Annotated in this window: 9 protein-coding genes and 1 pseudogene; 4 read left to right on the forward strand and 6 right to left on the reverse strand. The window is 67.7% G+C overall.

Annotated features, from left to right (window positions below):
* The first annotated feature begins 39 nt into the window (after positions 1-39).
* From ACQE3M_RS10970 to ACQE3M_RS10985, 4 genes are all read left to right on the forward strand, one after another.
* The gene (locus ACQE3M_RS10970) at positions 40-744 is read left to right on the forward strand and encodes an SDR family oxidoreductase (RefSeq protein WP_430505647.1); all 705 of its coding nucleotides are present in this window, start codon (positions 40-42) and stop codon (positions 742-744) included.
* Positions 745-936: 192 nt separating this feature from the next.
* Positions 937-2,346 (forward strand): sodium-dependent transporter, encoded by a 1,410-nt coding sequence (locus ACQE3M_RS10975; protein WP_430505648.1) that lies wholly within the window; start codon positions 937-939, stop codon positions 2,344-2,346.
* 79 nt (positions 2,347-2,425) lie between these two features.
* Positions 2,426-3,817: an NAD(P)/FAD-dependent oxidoreductase gene (locus ACQE3M_RS10980; protein ID WP_430505649.1), complete on the forward strand. Its 1,392-nt coding sequence runs from the start codon at positions 2,426-2,428 to the stop codon at positions 3,815-3,817.
* A 69-nt stretch (positions 3,818-3,886) separates the two neighbouring features.
* Complete coding sequence (locus tag ACQE3M_RS10985) at positions 3,887-6,616, forward strand: AAA domain-containing protein (protein WP_430505650.1); 2,730 nt, start codon at positions 3,887-3,889, stop codon at positions 6,614-6,616.
* A gap of 42 nt (positions 6,617-6,658) precedes the next feature.
* Here ACQE3M_RS10985 and msrA read toward each other — a convergent pair.
* The 6 genes and pseudogenes from msrA to ACQE3M_RS11015 all read right to left on the reverse strand — a co-directional run bounded on the left by msrA (position 6,659) and on the right by ACQE3M_RS11015 (position 16,856).
* Positions 6,659-7,293 (reverse strand): annotated as a pseudogene (gene msrA / locus ACQE3M_RS10990) (peptide-methionine (S)-S-oxide reductase MsrA).
* 61 nt (positions 7,294-7,354) lie between these two features.
* Positions 7,355-8,473, reverse strand: coding sequence for a DoxX family protein (locus tag ACQE3M_RS10995; protein ID WP_430505651.1), 1,119 nt, complete (start codon positions 8,471-8,473; stop codon positions 7,355-7,357).
* A 1,010-nt stretch (positions 8,474-9,483) separates the two neighbouring features.
* Entirely contained in the window at positions 9,484-11,139 is a 1,656-nt protein-coding gene (locus ACQE3M_RS11000) for an SLC13 family permease (protein ID WP_430505652.1), read from the reverse strand.
* 207 nt (positions 11,140-11,346) lie between these two features.
* On the reverse strand, positions 11,347-11,592 hold the full coding sequence (locus ACQE3M_RS11005) for a hypothetical protein (protein WP_430505653.1): 246 nt from the start codon (positions 11,590-11,592) through the stop codon (positions 11,347-11,349).
* Between the two features lie 84 nt (positions 11,593-11,676).
* Positions 11,677-14,475 carry an ATP-dependent helicase gene (locus ACQE3M_RS11010; RefSeq protein ID WP_430505654.1) on the reverse strand — a complete coding sequence of 933 codons (2,799 nt, stop codon included), beginning with the start codon at positions 14,473-14,475 and terminating at the stop codon, positions 11,677-11,679.
* Between the two features lie 260 nt (positions 14,476-14,735).
* A complete protein-coding gene (locus ACQE3M_RS11015; protein ID WP_430505655.1) occupies positions 14,736-16,856 on the reverse strand; it encodes a PGF-CTERM sorting domain-containing protein in 2,121 nt (706 codons plus the stop codon).
* Positions 16,857-17,388 lie beyond the last annotated feature (532 nt).

Consider the following 17,388-nt stretch of genomic DNA (forward strand, 5'->3'; position numbering starts at 1 on the left):
GGCGACCTCTTTTAAGTACGTGGCGCGTCACCAACCCACATGAGCGTCGAGTTCGATTTCCGCGGTGAGGTCGCGCTGGTGACCGGAGCGTCGGGCGCGCTCGGGAGCGCGCTCGTGGCGGCGTTTCGCGATGCGGGCGCGGCCGTCGCGGCGGTCGACGTCCGGCCGCCGGACCACGAGGACGCGCTGCTGGAGCTCGACGAGTCGACGACGTTCTACGAGGCCGACTGCACCGACGAGACCGCGGTCGAGGCTGCCGTCGACCAGATTGTCGACGACCACGGGCGACTCGACCACGTCTGCAACGTCGCTGGCACCTGGCGCGGCGGCGACCCGCTCCACGAGACGGACGCCGACGTCTTCGACTTCCTCATGGACGTGAACCTGAAGTCGATGTTCCTCGTCTCCAAGCTGACGATCCCTCACCTCCGGGAGACCGAGGGCACCATCGTCTCCGTCTCCTCGCGCTCGTCGCTGGAGGGGGGCGAGGGCGACGGGATCTACCGCGCGTCGAAGGCGGGCGTCCGGATCCTGACCGAAACCATCGCCGAGGAGAACCTCGGCGTCGTCCGCGCGAACGCGGTGCTGCCGAGCGTCCTCGACACGCCGATGAACCGCGAGATGATGACCCCGAGCGAGGACTGGGTCGACCCGGCCGACGTCGCGGACGTCGTCCGGTTCCTCTGTTCGGACGCCGCGTCGGTGACGAGCGGCGCCGCCGTCCCCGTGTACGGGGAGGCCTGACCTCGAACGCCGGGGCGACGGAAAACTTCCGTGTACGTTCATGAATGACCGACGATCTTTCGGCCAGGACGGAATCAGTGGGGGATTCTCACGGCGAATTCCGAGTTTGAATGGCCGAACGACGTTATGTGTCGGTGATTGAAAGATCTACAGTTAGTAGCCCTTTTGAGCATCTGCCCTATTGATCAACTAATGACACGCGAAACGTGGGCAACCCGACTCGGGTTCATCCTCGCGGCGGTCGGGAGCGCCGTGGGGCTCGGGAACGTCTGGCGGTTCCCGTGGATGACTGCCCAGAACGGCGGTAGCGCCTTCCTACTGATCTACCTCGCTATCGTGATCCTGGTCGGCGTGCCGGGGCTGCTCGGCGAATTCGTCATCGGCCGGCGAGCGAAACGGAACCCGGTCGGCGCCCTCCGTGACCTGTCCGGGTCCCGCGGCTGGGCGCTCGTCGGCGCGCTCGGGGTCGCGACGGCGACGGTCCTGCTCTCCTTCTACAGCGTCGTCGGCGGCTGGATCCTCCGATACTTCCTGGAGAGCCTCTACGGCTTCGTCGGCACCGCACCGTACGCCGGTGAGCCCGGGGCGCACTTCTCCGCGATCTCCTTCGGCCCGGAGGCGGTCGCCTTCCACCTGGTCTTCCTCGGGCTCACTGCGGCCATCGTCGTGAGCGGCGTGCGCCGCGGCATCGAACTCGGGACGAAACTGATGATGCCGGCCATCGTCGTCCTCCTCGCCGGCCTCGCGGTCTGGGCCGGGACGCAGGACGGGGCCCTCGCCGGCTACGAGTTCTTCCTCTCGTTCGACGCCAGTACGGTCCGGGCCAACTGGCTCGACCTCCTCGCGCCCGCGGCCGGTCAGGCGCTGTTCACGCTCTCGCTCGGAGCCGGCACGATGCTCGTGTACGCCTCCTACCTCGGTGAGGACCAGTCGCTCCCGGCAGACGCGACGACCATCGCGGTCCTCAATACGGCCGTCGGTGTGCTCGCGGGCCTCGTCGTCTTCCCGCTGCTGTTCTCGCTCGGCGTGGAACCCGGCAGCGGCGGTCCCGGGGCGCTGTTCGTCGGTCTCGCGGGCGCTTTCGCCACGCTGCCGGCCGGCGCGCTCATCGGGACGCTGTTCTTCGGCGTCGTCCTCCTCGCGGCGCTGTCGTCGGCGATCAGCATCCTCGAGATCCCGGTCGCGTTCCTCGTCGACGAGTTCGCCCTCTCGCGGCGGACGGCGGTCGGCGCCGTGTCCGGCGTCATCGCGCTCGGCGGCGTCGCCAACGCGCTCCAGTCGTCGCTGTTCGGCTTCATCGCCGGCCAGGTCGTCGACACGCTCTTAACCCTCGGCCTGCTCCTCTTCCTCCTGTTCGTCGGCTGGCAGCTGGGTCCCGCCGCAGTCGACGAGTTCCGGAAGGGCGCAGGCGCGACGACCGCCCGGCTCGCGACGACGTGGCGCTACTTCGTCGGCACCGTCATCCCGGTGTTCCTCGCGTTCACGCTGCTGACCGGGGTCGGCCTCGACGGAATGATCGGCCGCTGGGCGGTCGTCGCCGTCGCCGTCGCCGTCACTGTCGTCGCAGCCGCAGTCTTCAACCGCTCGCGGACGGCGGCGTAGGGGCCGCCGAGTGAGGGTACGGGGGCCATCCCGGCTACATTTCCGTTGGTTTAATAGCGAAACGGCGTCGCTGTCGAGTATGGAACGCGTAGACGTCGCGATCGTCGGTGGCGGCCCGGCTGGCTCGTCAGCCGCGCACGCGGCCGCGGAGGCCGGTGCTGACGCCCTCGTCCTCGAGAAGGGCGTCCCGCGTGCGGACCGGGACGATCTCGGGCCGGACTCGACCGACGCCGCGGGCATCCTCGACTACTGGGTGGACATCATGGGGATCCACCCGGACGAGTTCGCCGACGGCGTCGTACAGAACGAGCTGAACCGGGCGGAGTTCCGCGGCCCCGAGGAGGCGGCCACCCTGTACGAGACGGGCATCGACTCCTCGTACGACAACTTCGGGTACACCTTCCAGCGCGCGCGCTTCGACGACTGGCTCCGCGACCGCGCGGAGGACGCCGGCGCCGAGTACCGCGTCGGGACCTCGGTGCGGGACGTCGAGACCGACGTGTCGCGGTCCCCGGGTGAGGACCCGCCGCGACACGTCCTCGAACTCGACACCGGGGACGAGGTCGGCGCGGACTTCCTCGTGCTGGCCGACGGCCCGCAGCGCACCATCACGAACCGGGTCCTCGACCGATACCTTCCGGACGACGCTCCGGCCTCCGAGCGGCTCGCCTCGCGGGACGCCAACCACATCGCCTACCAGGAGTACCGGAAGTTCCCCGAGGAGGTGTACGAGGACGTGCAGGACGCCATCGTCTTCTGGTGGGGCGTCATGCCCGGCGAGACGGCGTACCCGTGGGTGTTCCCGAACCAGGACCGCGTCTGCCGCGTCGGCCTGACGATGCCCATCGGGCTCGACCTCGACGACGTCGAGGACCGCGAGGACTACGAACTGCTCCGACCCGAGGACGAGACAGTCCCGTCCGGCGCCGAGTACATCGAGCGCCTGCTCGAGTGGCAGTACGGCGACGAGTACGACGTCGAGGAGGACTTCCCGCTCGTCGAGGACGCGGGCAAGCGCGGCGGGACGGAGACGTACTCCATCTCCTCGACCCAGCCCATCGACTCGCCGACCGACGCGGGCATCGCCGTCGCCGGCGGCGCCATGGGGACGACCTCCTCGTTCCACGAGGGCGGCGACCACGTCGCCGTCCGGACCGGCGCCATCGCCGGCGAGCTCGTCGCCGAGGGCGACCTCGCGGCGTACAACCGGCGCTGGAAGGAGGCCATCGGCGACGAGGTCCTGCGGAACGTGACGATGGCCGACATGGTCGCGGACTACACGCCGGCCGACTGGAACCGGGTCATCGGCGCCGCCGACGCGATGCTCGCCTCCGACTCCGGCACGGACCTGCTCCGGCGCGGCTACACCGCCGGCTGGGAGTCCGCGAAGCTGCTCCTCGCTTATAAGTGGAACAAGCGCCAGTGGCGCGACAGCTACACGCAGATCACCGAAGACGAGTACGTCTACTGAGCCGACCGACTCCTTCGTGAACCGGCACGCACCGACAGCGTTTTTCGCCGCCACCGACCAGGGATCACCGTGAATATCCGGGGCCCGGTCGTCGACGTCGGCGACGGACGCGAGGTGTCGACGCAGTACGGCGAGCGCGACCTGTGTGAGATAACGGTTCGGCCGGACGGCGGCGCGGGCGACCCCGTCCCCGTCACGCTGTGGGGCAAGTGGACCGAGACCGCCGATCACGCGGAACCCGGGATGGATCTCCTCGTCACGGACGTCGAGGAAGACGAGTATCAGGGCGAGACGACGTACGCAACGTCGGGCGAGTCCTACGTCGTCTTAGAGCCCGACTTCCTCGTCGACGTGACGAGCATCCGCTCGTGGGTGCAGTGCCCGCGGATGTACTACCTCAACAAGCTCAGCGGCATCCCGCTGAACTACCCGGTGGTTAAAGGGACCGTCGTCCACGAGGTGTTCGGCGACCTGCTGCGCGGCGTCGACCTCGAGGACGCGGTCGAGAACCGCGTCGCGGAGGCGGGCCTCGAACTCGGCCTGCTCGGGTACGAAACCGAGGAAGTCGCGGACGAGGTCCGGCGCAACGCCGCCGCCATCGAGGGCTGGCTCTCGCAGGGCACGCTCACCGAGGAGGACAGCTGGCGCTCGGAGTCGACGCTCATCTCCCCCACGTTCGGTATCAAGGGCCGCGCGGACGCGCTCAGACGCGGGACCCCGGTCGAGCTGAAGACCGGGAAGAACACGAAGCGCGAGCCGCGCTTCCACGACAAGATCCAGGCGGCCTGCTACGCGCTGATGTTAGAGGAGCGGGGCGTCGACGCCGACATCGGGACCCTGCTGTACACGAAGAACAAGGCGCTCGACCGCAACGAGGAGAGCGGCGACCTCTCGCCCGCCAAGGAGTTCACCGTCGGCGACGGCCTCCTCGACTTCGTCGTCCGCACGCGCAACGAGCTCGCCGCGATGGAGTGGCGCACGCTCAACGGCGAGGACGAGCAGGCCGGCATCCCGACCGGCTACGAGGCCGACGCCAAATGCGAGTACTGCTTCGAGCAGGACACCTGCATGGTCGTCTCCGGCCGGCTCGACCAGGAGTCGAAGGCGGGCCAGATCGGCCGCCCGCTCCCCAAGGAGGAGCGCGAGTACGTCGGCCGCCTCTACCGCGCCATCGAGGCCGAGCGCCGCGAGACCCACGCCGAGTACCGCAAGCTCTGGGAGCAGACCGCCGAGGAGCGCGCGGCCGACGACCGGGCGCTCATCGGCCTCGAACCGGTTTCCCAGACTGAGATCGACGGCGGGCGCTGGGAGGTCCGCGCGCTGAAGGACCACGAGGCCATCTCGAAGCTCCGGGAGGGTGACGTCGCGCTCGCGTCCGACGGCGACCCCGTCGGCGGGCACGCTGAACTCGGGCGGATCCGGACGCTGGACGGCGACCCGGCGGAGATCGAGGGGAACGTCCCCACCGACCAGGACCTCGTCGTCGTCGAGACCGACGAGCCGGTCGAGCTCCGGCGCCTCGACGTCTACCCCTCCGAGATCTCCGTCGACCGGATGTCGACGGCGCTGCACGATGCGGTCCTGAAAGGCGAGGAGCGGCGGAAGGACGTCCTCTTCGGGCGCCGCGAGCCCGAGTTCTCCGGCGACGAGCGGACGTACATCGACAACAACGACGCGCAGAACGAGGCGGTCAACATGGCCGTCACCGCCGACGACTTCGCGCTGATTCACGGTCCGCCCGGAACCGGGAAGACGTACACCATCGCCCGGACCATCCGCGCGCTCGTCGAGCGGGGGAACCGCGTGTTGCTCGCGGCGTTCACGAACCGCGCCGTCGACAACGCGCTGGAGGCGCTCCGCGAGCAGGACTTCGAGGAGGAGGCGGACGGGGAGGTCGTCCGCGTCGGCACCGAGCACGGCGTGCGCGGCGACATGCAGGACCTCCGGCTCGTCCGGAAGGGGGAGCCGAATCAGAAGGCCGCGGAGCTGGGCTCCGCGTCGGTCGTCGCGGCGACGACGGCGGGCTGTGGCTCCCGCGTCATGCGGGAACAGGAGTTCGACGTCGCCCTCGTCGACGAGGCCTCCCAGCTGACGGAGCCGAGCACGCTCGCCGCCATCAACCGCGCCGAGCGGTTCGTCCTCGTCGGCGACCACCAGCAGCTCCCGCCCGTCGTCCGCGCCGAGAACGACCTCCAGCGGAGCCTCTTCGAACGCCTCATCACGGAGTACCCGGACGCCGGCGTGATGCTCGACCGCCAGTACCGGATGGCCCAGCGCATCCAGGCGTTCCCCTCCGCGGAGTTCTACGACGGCGCCCTCCGCCCCGCAACGCCCGAGGTCGCGACCCAGTCCATCGCGGACCTCGGGGTCGACCCCGACGACCTCCCGCCGGCGCTCCGCGACACGGTCAACTTCGTCGACCCCGAGGGGGAACAGGATCGGAACCGGAACGTCGGGGAGGCCGAACGCGTCGTCGAGGTCGTCGAGGCTTATAAGGCGGCCGGCGTCGACGCCGACGAGATCGGCGTCATCGCCCCGTTCCGCGCGCAGGTCGCGGAGATCGGCCGGCGGACCGACGTCACCGTCGACACCGTCGACCGCTTCCAGGGCTCGAGCAAGGAGGTCATCATCGTCTCGTTCGTCGCCACCGGCGCCCTCGACGGGCCGATCTTCGAGGACCACCGCCGGAGCAACGTCGCCCTGAGCCGCGCGAAGAAGTCGCTGACGCTCGTCGGCGACCCCGCGGCGCTCTCCTCGGAGCCGTTCTACGCGCGGATGCTGGAGTGGGCGCGAAAATAGCGGGCTTCGACACGCGGGTCGGCTCCCCCGTCGATAACCGGCTTACTGCTCGGCCGTCGGATCCACGGCACCGCGTAGCTCCCCGGACAGGGAGACGTCCTTCCCGCCGGCCTCGGCGTTCAGCTTCGCCGCGGCGGGCGACTCCCGGATGTCCTCGTCGTCGTAGCCGGCTTCCTCGAACCCGTCGAGTATCGCTCGCTTCGACCGGAGGCTGTACTTCTGGTGGTAATCCTCCGCCGGGTAGAAGCGGGTGAGCTGCTCGATGCGCGTCTCGATGGCGTCCGCCGCGAGGCCCTTGCCGTCGAGGAACGAGTCGATAGCGCTCCGCTGGGCCGCGCTCGCGGCGAAGACGACGTTCTGGTACTGCGTGTTCCGGGTCTGCCGGTTCGGGTCGTGACTCCGGAAGACGACCTCGAGGAGGTCGGTGAAGGAGAGCTCGTCGAGGTCGTAGTCGACCTGGATCACCTCACTGTGGTCGCCGAGCGCGTGGTACGTCGGGTCGCGGATCGTCCCGCCGGCGTAGCCGACGCGGGTGCGGACGACGCCGTCCATCGCGCCGAACTGCTTGTCCGGCCCCAGAAGCAGCCGAGGCCGAAGGTCGCCGTCTCGGTCTCGCCGGGGTCGAGCGCGGCCGCGTCGTACGCCTCGATACGGTCAGCGAAGGAAGGAGAGGTCATATGATGGCTACGTGCCAGAGGGGATTAACCCTGTGCTGGCCGGGCGCCACGAGGTGCCGTCTCAGTCGCTCGGCTCGCCGGACCGGCCCAGCATCTCCTCGACCTGCGCGGAGGGCTTGCTCGCGCCGATGTAGTTGTCCAGCGCGTACGGCCCCGCGCCGGTGATCAGCAGCGCGGACGCGAGGCTGAACAGCCCGATGTGCGCGAGGACGGGGTCGTCCGGGATGCCGAACAGCGTCAGCGTGAAGACGAACATCGCCGTCAGCGCGGAGGCTCGAGTGAAGAAGCCAAACGCGATGGCCATGCCGAGCGCGAGCTCGGAGAGGCCGGCCCCGAGCACCCACAGCTCCGGGGAGACGGGAACGACCGCCGTGAGGTTGTACTTCTCGACGACGGACAGAGCCATCCCGGGGGCGAGCAGCTTCTCGAAGAGGCCGAGGAAGGCGAACGCGACGCCCATGCCGACCCGGATGATGAGCGGGACGTACTGCTCGTAGGGGTCGACTTTCTCGTTGAGCCAGCCCGCGGCGTCGTGGATGGGGTCGATCCGGCCGTAGAAGGTGCCCTCGGCCTCCGCGACGCGTTTGAACATCTGGTCCCCGCTCGGGCGCCCGCTCCCGATGAGCGCGATGGCGAGGAAGCCCGGGATCCACTCCAGCGAGAACAACAGCAGGGGCGCGACGGGTAGCGCGAGCAGGTACGCGAGCAGCCCGACGAGTGCGGCCACTCGCGTGGCGATCCCGAACAGCAGCGCGAAGCCGAGCCCGATCTGGAAGAGCCGGGCGATCGGCGGGGCGACCACGGGGTCGACGACCGGGTTCATGAAGTAGCCCGCGAAGCCGGCGCCGACGAGCGGGAGCCCGAAGCCGAGCCGGAGGAGCCACGAGAGCAGGTCGCTGTACCCGGTCATCACGTCGCGGAACACCTCGACGTCGCGCTGGAACGGTTCGACCTGAAGGTAGACGACGATGGCGACGAGGACCCCGACGCCGCCACCGCCCAGCAGGACGGCGTTGACCGGGTCCGTGAGCGCGTCCGCGAGGAACTGCAGCGCCTCCCCCACGTCCTCGGTGTCGGTCACGAACCGAACGTGGCCGGCGGCCACCCCGGACGCGACGACTACCCCGGCCAGCGACGCGACCACGAGCCGAACGAGCTGCCGTAACCGTCGCGATAACATATACGCGACATGGGGCCGTTTCCGCTTAAAACCGGGGGCGCATGTTTGCGGGTCGAGATCTGTTTCGCTTATAAATGGGAATAGCCGTACTTATCGGTGAGATCGGCGATCGTCGCCGGCGACACCACCAGGCGCCTTTAGAAAGCCCCAGCCGCTGACCGCTCGCGCTGCTCGCTGCGCTCCTCACCCGACTCGCTCACTGCGTTCGCTCGTCGGATTGCGGTGCTTACGTCGCAGGGCGACCCGCTCAGCGGCTGCCCCTTTCAGTCCCGCCCGGGAGTGGTGGCCGGAGCGTCGCGCGCGGCGGCTAGCTGGCGGTCGTCGCTCGCCGGCTGACCGGCGTGCGGTGCTGAGCGGTCGGCGCGCGCGAGCAACGCGTGCGAGGGAGGCCGGGGCGCGCCGACGCTGTGCGGTCCCGGCGCGCCCCGGCCGAGGCTGGGGAGGACTGAGGAACTGTGGCTGCGGTGCGGTCGCGGTCGCGGTTGCGGTGCGGTCGCGGTCCTGGCGGACTGAAAGGGCGATGGCCGGTCGCGGTGTAACGGAGTCGCTCCGACGACCCCTATCCACGCCGGGCGGTGCCTTCGTGAGCGGAGCGAACGAAGGCCAGAAAGTCGCAGCCCGGCAGCCCGCTACTGCAGGCAGCCCGGACCGTCTTTCGTGGCGGAGAGGCGCGGATATGTCGCTCAGCGACCGCGAGCGGCCGAGGGCTTTCTGGGTGTTTGCGGTGTTGTCAAGCATAGCAGCGTCTGCACCTGTGCATCCAGTTTATAAGCAAGAGCGGCCGAGGGCTTTCTGGGTGTTTGCGGTGTTGTCAAGCATAGCAGCGTCTGCACCTGTGCATCCAGTTTATAAGCAAGAGCGGCCGAGGGCTTTCTGGACATTTTCGGTGCCGTCAATCCCACAGCATTCATTTAAATACTATAGAAAGACCGAGACCTCCGCTGACGAGCTTCAAACACTTACCGAAAATCCGCGAAAACCCGAATCCGCCACTCAAAAACGCCGCCGATCTACCAGAGCACGACGGGCCAGACGAACTTGAACAGCAGCCAGATGAAGCCGGTCAGCACGGCCGTCATGATGACGTTCAGGATGACGCCGGCTTTCATCATGTGGCGCTGCTCGATGTAGCCCGAGCCGAAGACGATGGCGTTCGGCGGGGTCGCGACGGGCAGCGCGAAGGCGAAACTCGCGGCGATGGCGCCGGAGACGGAGAGGAACACGGCGGCCGCGACGTCGGTGAGCCCGAGCGTCGCCGCGAAGACGCTCCCGATGCTGATGAGGATGGGGATGATGATCGTCGCCGTGGCCGTGTTCGACGTCATCTCCGTGAGGAAGATGACCAGCAGGACGACGGCGGCGACGACGAGGATGATCGGGGCGCCCGTCAGCGAGTTGAACACCGAGTCCGCGATCCACTTCGTCGCGCCGGTGTCAGCCAGCGCGTCGGCGAGCGCGATGCCGCCGCCGAACAGCAGGATGGTGCCCCAGTCGATGTCGACGAGGTCCTCCCACTCCATCGTGTCCGAGAGCACCAGGGCGGGGATAGACAGCATGCCGACCATCACGTAGTAGAGCAGCCCCTGGTGGCCCTCGGTGCCGAAGACGGTCGTGCCGGAGCCGCCGAAGATGGTGGTCGCCCACGCGTCGGGGAGCATGGGACCGATGAAGCTTCCGAGCCCGCCGAGCACCCACAGCCCGGCCGTCGCGGTGAAGATGTACGCGACGCGGCTCCCCTTCGGCCCGAGGTCGCCCTCCTCCTCGAGGTACTGCTGGGCCTGCGCCCGCGCGTCGCCGACGTCGGCGAGCTTGGGCGGGTACAGCTGGTAAACGAGCAGGTACCAGACGATCGGGAGCGTGACGACGACGATCGGGAGGCCGATGAGCAGCCACTGCGCGAAGCCGATCTCGTAGCCGATGAGCGAGTTGAGCTGGCCGGCGAGGATCGCGTTCGGCGGCGTGCCGATGAGCGTGCCGACGCCGCCGACGCTGGCCGCGTAGGCCGTCCCGAGCAGCATCGAGATCTGGATGTTCGTGTAGCCGTCGCGGTCCGTCGTGGCCGCGTCGACGGCGTCCGCCGGGCCCGCGCCGCCGAGGCCGCCGTCCGCGGAGACCTCCGAGTCGACGTCGGCGGGGGCCGCGTCCGCGACCGCCTCGATCTCGTCGCGACCGATGACCTGCGCGAGCACGCCGAGCGCGATGGGCAGCATCATCGCCGTCGTGGCCGTGTTCGAGACCCACATCGAGAGGAACGCCGTCGACAGCATGACGGAGAGCACGAGCTTCCGCGGTGAGGTGCCCATCCTGGACATCATCCGCAACGCGATCCGCCGGTCGATGTCGTACTTCTGCAGCGCGTTCGCCAGCATGAAGCCGGCGATGAACAGGAAGATGAGGTGGTCAGCGAACCCGCGTAACGCCATGTCCATGTTCGGGTATACCCCCATCCCGGTCAGCAGGACGGGAATGGACAGTGCCGTCACCGGCAACGGGAAGGCGCCGGTCACCCAGAGCAGCCCAGCGAAGAACATCGTTGCAAGCGCGTACTTTCCTTTCAGAGGCAGCCCTTCCGGGGTGGGAGCTGCCGAGATGGCCGCAACGCCCAGAAGCGCGACGGCGAACACGAGGACACGCTTCCGAGCGGCCGACATGTGAGGCCGTATCATTGATACACTCCCTTCTTCGGTAGTGCACGATTAATACTTTCGAACGGAGATGGGATTGCACGGCCGCCGCCAGAGAGACGCGCTTAGACCAGTAACTCGGACGCTTCGGTGGGAAGACGGGGCACCGCGGCTCTCACCGGCGGCTCGGCGACCAGTGTAGCTATCGCTGGGGGCTTCAGTCGGAAAGGGGGTCTGGTCCCACGCGCGCTAGAAGTAGTCGCTGAGCGCCGCGACCTGCTCGTCCGTCAGTTCGGCCGTATACAGGTCGAACAGCTCGCGACGGCGCTCCATCGAGAGGCCACGGCTCCCCGATTCGAGCATGGAGACGTGCGCCTGCACGACGCCGTCGACCTCGCGCTCGACGGCTCGTTGTTCGTAGCCGGCAGCGACGCGAAGCAGTCGCCAGGCCATCGGCGACAGGTCTGCGAGGTCGTCCGGTTCCAACGTGGCCATCGACTGTCGATTGTCCACGATCTATATAAACACACCGCCGCCCCACGTGGATCGCCCCATTCGTCGGCCGGCCGACCGCGACGGTCAATCGGTGTTGGCCACGGCGCCGTCGCCCTCGCCGTCGATCGTCTCCAGCACGTGGTCGTGGAACTGCTGGAGGACAGCTGACTCGTCCTCCGCCAGCACCGTGTCCGAGGCCATCAGGGTTGCCAGCCCGAACGAGCGCGGCGTCGGCGAGTCCACAGTGTACCCCTGCACGTCGATTTCGCCGGCCTGGACCGCCGCGAGCACCTCGCGGATGCCGTCGACGTTGAGCCGATCCTCCAGGATCTCGCGGTACGTCTCCTCCATCACGGAGAACTCCGGCAGGTCGTCGGCGAAGGAGAGCAGCATCTCGGAAGAGACCTGCTGCTGGGCCGCGCTCTTCTCGTGGCCCTTGTAGCGTTTCAGGATCATCAGCGCCCGCGTCGCGTTGATCCGGAAGTAGCGCTGGAGCAGGTCCGTCCCGTCCAGCGCGGCGCGGAGGTCGCGCTCGACGTCTTCGGGCCGGATCGACTCGAGGACGTCGACGACGTCGATCTTCCGGTTCAGCGGCAGCGACACGGTGAAGCCGTTGTCGGCGACGGCCACCTTCACGTTCGCGTCCGCGCGCTGAGCACAGCGATAGGCGACGAGCCGCGAGAGGCCGTCGTTGAACCGGCGCCCGTAGTTCGAGTGGACGTAGTAGCGCCGCCGGTACTCGTCGCGGTCGAGCTCCTGTTCGACGGCGATGCGGGTGTCCGTCGAGACACTCTCCGGGCCCGCGTAGCGCACTTGCTCGTCGAAGATGCGCGTGATGGCGCGCACGGCGTTCTCGTCGAGGGGGAACTCTCGGAGCCAACGCCTGACCGCGGGCGGCCCGTCAGCCTCGAGGCGTTCGAGGAGCTCGCGCTGGAAGGCGAGCAGCTCGCGGGCGAGGTCGTACGAGAGCGGCAGGCGCTCGGAGAACCAGGAGGGGACGGTCGGGCGCTGGGACGTCCGGTCGACGTACACCTTCGCCCCGCGGCGATAGCGGAACGCGAAGCGGTCGCCGCCGAGGACGAACACGTCGCCCGCCTCCAGCGTGTCGAGATACTCCTCGTCGAGCTGGCCGACCCAGTCGTCGCCCGAGCGCGTGTACACGTCGCAGGTGAACGAATCCGGAATCGTGCCGATGTTCGTCATGTAGATGACGCGGGCGAGCCGGCCGCGCTTGCCGACGAGCCGCTCGCCGACGGGGTACTCCTCGTGGTGGTGCTCGCCGTCCGGCGGGTCGTTCGCGTCGCGCCACACCTTCGCGTAGACGTGCTTCTCCTCCATCCCCGGATAGTCCGCGGTGAGGTATCGCATGAGGCGCTCGTAGTCGTCGGCGTCGTGATTGCGGTAGGGGTACGCGCGCCGAAGCACCTCGCGGACCTCCCGATCCGGCCGAACCCGGTTTATCGCCATCCCGTAGACGTGCTGGGCGGCGACGTCGGCGGCGTTCTCCGGGAGGAACACGCGGTCGACAAAGCCGTCCTCGGCCTTCCGGAGCATCACCGCACACTCGATCAGCTCGTCGCGGTCCAGGGCGACGACGCGGCCCTCCACCGTCTCACCGAGCTGGTGGCCGGCCCGGCCGATCCGCTGGAGCAGCGAGGCGACGGACTTCGGGGAGCCGACCTGGACGACGAGGTCGAGGTGGGGCATGTCGATGCCGAGCTCGAGGCTCGTCGACGTCGTGACGACGTCGAGCTCGCCGGCCTTCAGTCCCGACTCGATCTCCCCGCGGCGCTCCTTCGAGAGGCTCCCGTGGTGACAGCCGGAGTTGGCCTCGTCGTAGGCGGCGAACCGCTCGCGGAGGTTGTGAAGGACGCGCTCGGCCCCGGAGCGCGTGTTCGTAAACACCAGCGTGTTCTCGTGGTCGGCGATCAGCTCGTGGAGGCGGTCGTAGAAGCGCTCGGTGACGACCTCGCCGGGCGTGTTGATGAGGTCGTCCGCCGGCGCTTCGAGCTGAATGTCGAAGTCGCGGACGAACCGCGTGTCGACGATCTCGTAGTCGCGCGGCGCGAACCCGTCCGGGTCACCGACGTCGCCGGCGACGCGCTCGCGCCCGACGAGGAACTCCGCGACCTCCGCGAGCGGCTCGACCGTCGCCGAACAGCCGATCCGCGTCGGACTCGTCTCCGCCAGCTCCTCGAGACGCTCCAGCGACACGGAGAGATGCGTCCCGCGCTTGTTGTCCGCCAGCGAGTGGATCTCGTCGACGACGACGTACTCGACCGAGCGCAGTTTCTCCTTGAACTTCGGCGAGTTGAGCAGGATGGCGAGCGTCTCGGGCGTCGTGTTGAGGATGTGCGGCGTCTCCGCTAACATTGCCTGCCGGTCCGCGTCGGAGGTGTCGCCGTGCCGGATGGCGTGGCGAACCTCCGTCTCGTGGCCGCGTTCGGCGAGGATTTCCGAGATGCCGTCGAGGGGTTCGGCGAGATTGCGGTGGATGTCGTTCGCGAGCGACTTCAGCGGGGAGACGTACAGGCAGTAGACGGCGTTGTCGAGGCCCTCCGGTTGTGTCCGCTCGCGCCGAAACAGGTCGTCGAGGATCGCACAGAAGGCCGACTGCGTCTTCCCGCTTCCGGTCGGGGAGGCGACGAGGCAGTTCTCGCCCTCGTCGATGAGCGGGATGGCCTCGCGCTGGGGCGGCGTGAAGAAGCCGCCGTTGCCGGGGACGTACTCGCCGAACTCCCGGGCCCACCACTCGCGGACGGCGGGATCCAGTCGGTCGAGCACGTCGGCGTCCGCGATGGCGACGGTCTCGGGGTCGTAGCCGAGGCCGTCGCTCTCGGCGACGTCGTGGAGGAGCTCGCGGGCGGCGCGGTCGGCTGGCATGAACTGGGGCCTCCGGTTCTGTTGGTGTTCGAGCCACCCGACGGCCGAAGCGCGTCGACCCTATCGGGCGGTCCGAGCGTATCTACTGGGTGGGTACGCGGCCGTAAGTGGATTGTGCTGGTCGAGGGCGTTCAGGAGAGCCATCAGGGGAACGGGGGCGTTCAGGAGAGCCATCAGGGTCCTGTCCGCGCTGGCGCCGGCGCTGTGGGCGCAAGCGGCGAGCGAAAAAAGCCGCAAGGGGGGGAACGTCGGCGGGAGCGTCAGCGTCGGCGCCGGGCCAGCAGCGCGGCGGCCAGCAGCGCGACGAGCGCGACGACCGCGCCGAATCCGGGCGTCTCACCCTCCGCAGTCGTCTCCGTCGTCTCCTCGGTCGCTTCCGTTTCCGTGTTCATCTCCGTCTCCTCGGTCTCGTCGGCGGCTTCGTCCGCATCGGTGTCCTCGTCGACGTCAGCTTCGTCGTCCACGTCGTCGTCTTCGTCCACGTCGTCCGCGTCGCCGTCCAGTTCGATGTCCGGATCGTCCTCCTCATCGGGCTGGATCGCGATCGGCGTGGAACCGGTCGAGTCGCTCACGTCGGCTTCCGGACCGTCGACGTCGACGTCGTCGTCGACGTCCGTCTCGTTGCCGTCGACGTCCGACTCGTTACCGTCAGTGTCCGCATCGTCACTATCGGTGTCCGAATCGTCGTCGTCAGTGCCGGCGTCGTCCGAGTCGTCATCGTCGCCGAAGTACCCGCCTGGGCTGTCGTCGGTGTCGGAGTCGGAATCGTCTCCGTCCGAGTCGGAGTCAGTGCCGGAGTCGTCTCCATCCGAGTCGTCGGCGGAATCGTCGGAGTCGTCACCGTCAGAAACGGTGTGGGTCACCGACGCCGACTGCCCGCTGGCGCCGTCGTTCCCGTCGACGTCCTTGGCGGTCTCCAGCGTCGCCGTGTAGTTCCCCACCGCACCTGGGTCGAACGACGCCGTGTAGGTGCCGCTCGAGTTGGTGAAGTCGGTCTCGTTCAGCGTCACGTCGGCGTCGCCGGTGACGTCGACCACGATCTCCGTCAGGTTCTCGGTGGAGTCGAAGCTCGCTTCGAGCGTCGACCCCGAGGTGTTCGTCAGCGTGAAGTTGCTGACGTCCGGACAGGGATCGTCCGTGTCGGAGTCGTCACAGGGAATGTACGCGGAATCGGACGGGCCGTCCGTCAACTCGTTCCCGCTGTTGTCCTGCGCGTACTCCATCTTCACGGTGAAGTTACCCAGCGTGTCGGTGTCGAATGTGGCGCTGTAGTTGTACAGGTCCTCGACGTCGTCGTCCTCGTCGAAGTTGGATTCGTCCAGCTCTTCGTAGACGTCACCGGTAATGACGATGTCCAGCTTCGAGAGCGTCACGTCGGAGTTGAACGTGATGTCGAGGTTCGTTCCCTCCGCTTTGGTCACGTTGAAGTTGGTGATCGTCGGCGGATCGTTGACGAGGATGGTCTCGACCTCTTGCTCGTCAGTTTCACCGGTATCGCTGTCGACGATCTCCGTGTCGATGCTGTACGTGGTCCCGGCCGAGTCGCTCGGGTAGGCGACGTCGGCCTCGATCTGGAGGACGACGTCGTACGTCTCCTGCGTGGAGTTGTTGTAGTTCAACTCCACCATCATCGTGTCGTTCTTGCTGGAGTCGTCGTCCGGGTCGTTCTCGAGGGTGATGTCGGAGACGTTCACGCCATCGGGGCCGGAGATAACGGTCGCGCTCTCCGGCTCGAACTGGTCCCCGAGTCTGTCGTCGAGTCTAACTCTGAAGGTATCGTTCTTCCCGTCGGCGCTCAGGTTGTGGATCTCGAACTCGAAGGTCTGGTTCGAGACGTTCTCGCCCGGCTTGACCTCTGCGGGGTCGACGTCGACGACGCCGACGTGCGTCCCGGGCGTGTCCTCCTCAATGTGAAGGTCGACCTGGGACGGGTGGTCGGTCGACTCGACGTTGACGGCGATCTGCGTCTGGTAGTCACCCGGCTCGTTCGGATTGACCACGTCGCCGTACTCCACAAGAACTTCTTCGTCCTCTTTGATCTCGTGCGAGCCGTCGAAGTAGAACGTGATGGTACCGAAGTTGTTGTCGTATTTGATCTCGGTGAAGCTATCGGAGAGGTTGATATCTATCTCTCCGTCCTCATTGTTGTCGATGCCAATCCGCTTGACGTCGTCCTTTCCTACCTTCTCGACGTTGGACGGTTCCTCGGCGCTGTTGTAGTCGATCTGGATGCTCTCGAGGCCCTGTCCCCTGTCCTCGTCCTCGGGCAGCGCTGTCGCGGTGTGCGTTGACGTCACGGCAGTCGTGTTGGGATTCGCTGTAATCGTCGCCGTGTCCGCCGCCGCCGCGGTCCCGGCGAACGTGACGACCCCCGTCGTCATGCCCACCACGATCACGACGCTCAACACGATGGCGCGTACGGCCTCCGCCCTCGGTAGCGCGATGGTTGTCGCTCGATTCGACCCTGTGTCGTCGGTCCGTGAGTTTCGTTCGGTTAGTTGCATTGGCCTGGTGTTCCGCATCGGTCCGACGCCGAGCGTTCGGCGTCGGCCACCACTGGAGCACCCACCCTCGAGCCGGGCGTCGGCCCGGCCACCCACTACCTGCGGACACCGTTGGGACGCGTCGACGCCGACCGCGGGCACGACGCGACCGACCGTCCACGAGGTCGCTGAGAGGGGGTAGTTCGTCCGTAACTCCACTCGTGACAACCCCGGGTCCGCTATTGAAGGTGTAAAGTCATTGAGCTAAATTCGGTCTATTCCCTGCATATTACGACCGTTTTCACCGATTTTCACCCGTTTTCGGAGGTCTCTCGGAATGTGAGAACCGTTCGAGAACTGTCGAGGATACCCCGTACAACCGTGGAACCGCGGTCGCACGCGTTCACGACCCGGGGAAAGGGCGGAACGG

Origin of the sequence: Halosubterraneus shenae, assembly GCF_050510935.1 — an archaeon.
Taxonomy (GTDB): domain Archaea; phylum Halobacteriota; class Halobacteria; order Halobacteriales; family Haloferacaceae; genus JBDGPU01.

What these genes read in the sequence shown, in the direction of transcription:
- ACQE3M_RS10970 (WP_430505647.1), top strand. Translation starts at nt 40, where the DNA reads ATGAGCGTCGAGTTCGATTTCCGCGGTGAGGTCGCGCTGGTGACCGGA.
- ACQE3M_RS10975 (WP_430505648.1), top strand. Translation starts at nt 937, where the DNA reads ATGACACGCGAAACGTGGGCAACCCGACTCGGGTTCATCCTCGCGGCG.
- ACQE3M_RS10980 (WP_430505649.1), top strand. Translation starts at nt 2,426, where the DNA reads ATGGAACGCGTAGACGTCGCGATCGTCGGTGGCGGCCCGGCTGGCTCG.
- ACQE3M_RS10995 (WP_430505651.1), bottom strand. Translation starts at nt 8,473, where the DNA reads ATGTTATCGCGACGGTTACGGCAGCTCGTTCGGCTCGTGGTCGCGTCG.
- ACQE3M_RS11000 (WP_430505652.1), bottom strand. Translation starts at nt 11,139, where the DNA reads ATGATACGGCCTCACATGTCGGCCGCTCGGAAGCGTGTCCTCGTGTTC.
- ACQE3M_RS11005 (WP_430505653.1), bottom strand. Translation starts at nt 11,592, where the DNA reads ATGGCCACGTTGGAACCGGACGACCTCGCAGACCTGTCGCCGATGGCC.
- ACQE3M_RS11010 (WP_430505654.1), bottom strand. Translation starts at nt 14,475, where the DNA reads ATGCCAGCCGACCGCGCCGCCCGCGAGCTCCTCCACGACGTCGCCGAG.
- ACQE3M_RS11015 (WP_430505655.1), bottom strand. Translation starts at nt 16,856, where the DNA reads ATGACGACGGGGGTCGTCACGTTCGCCGGGACCGCGGCGGCGGCGGAC.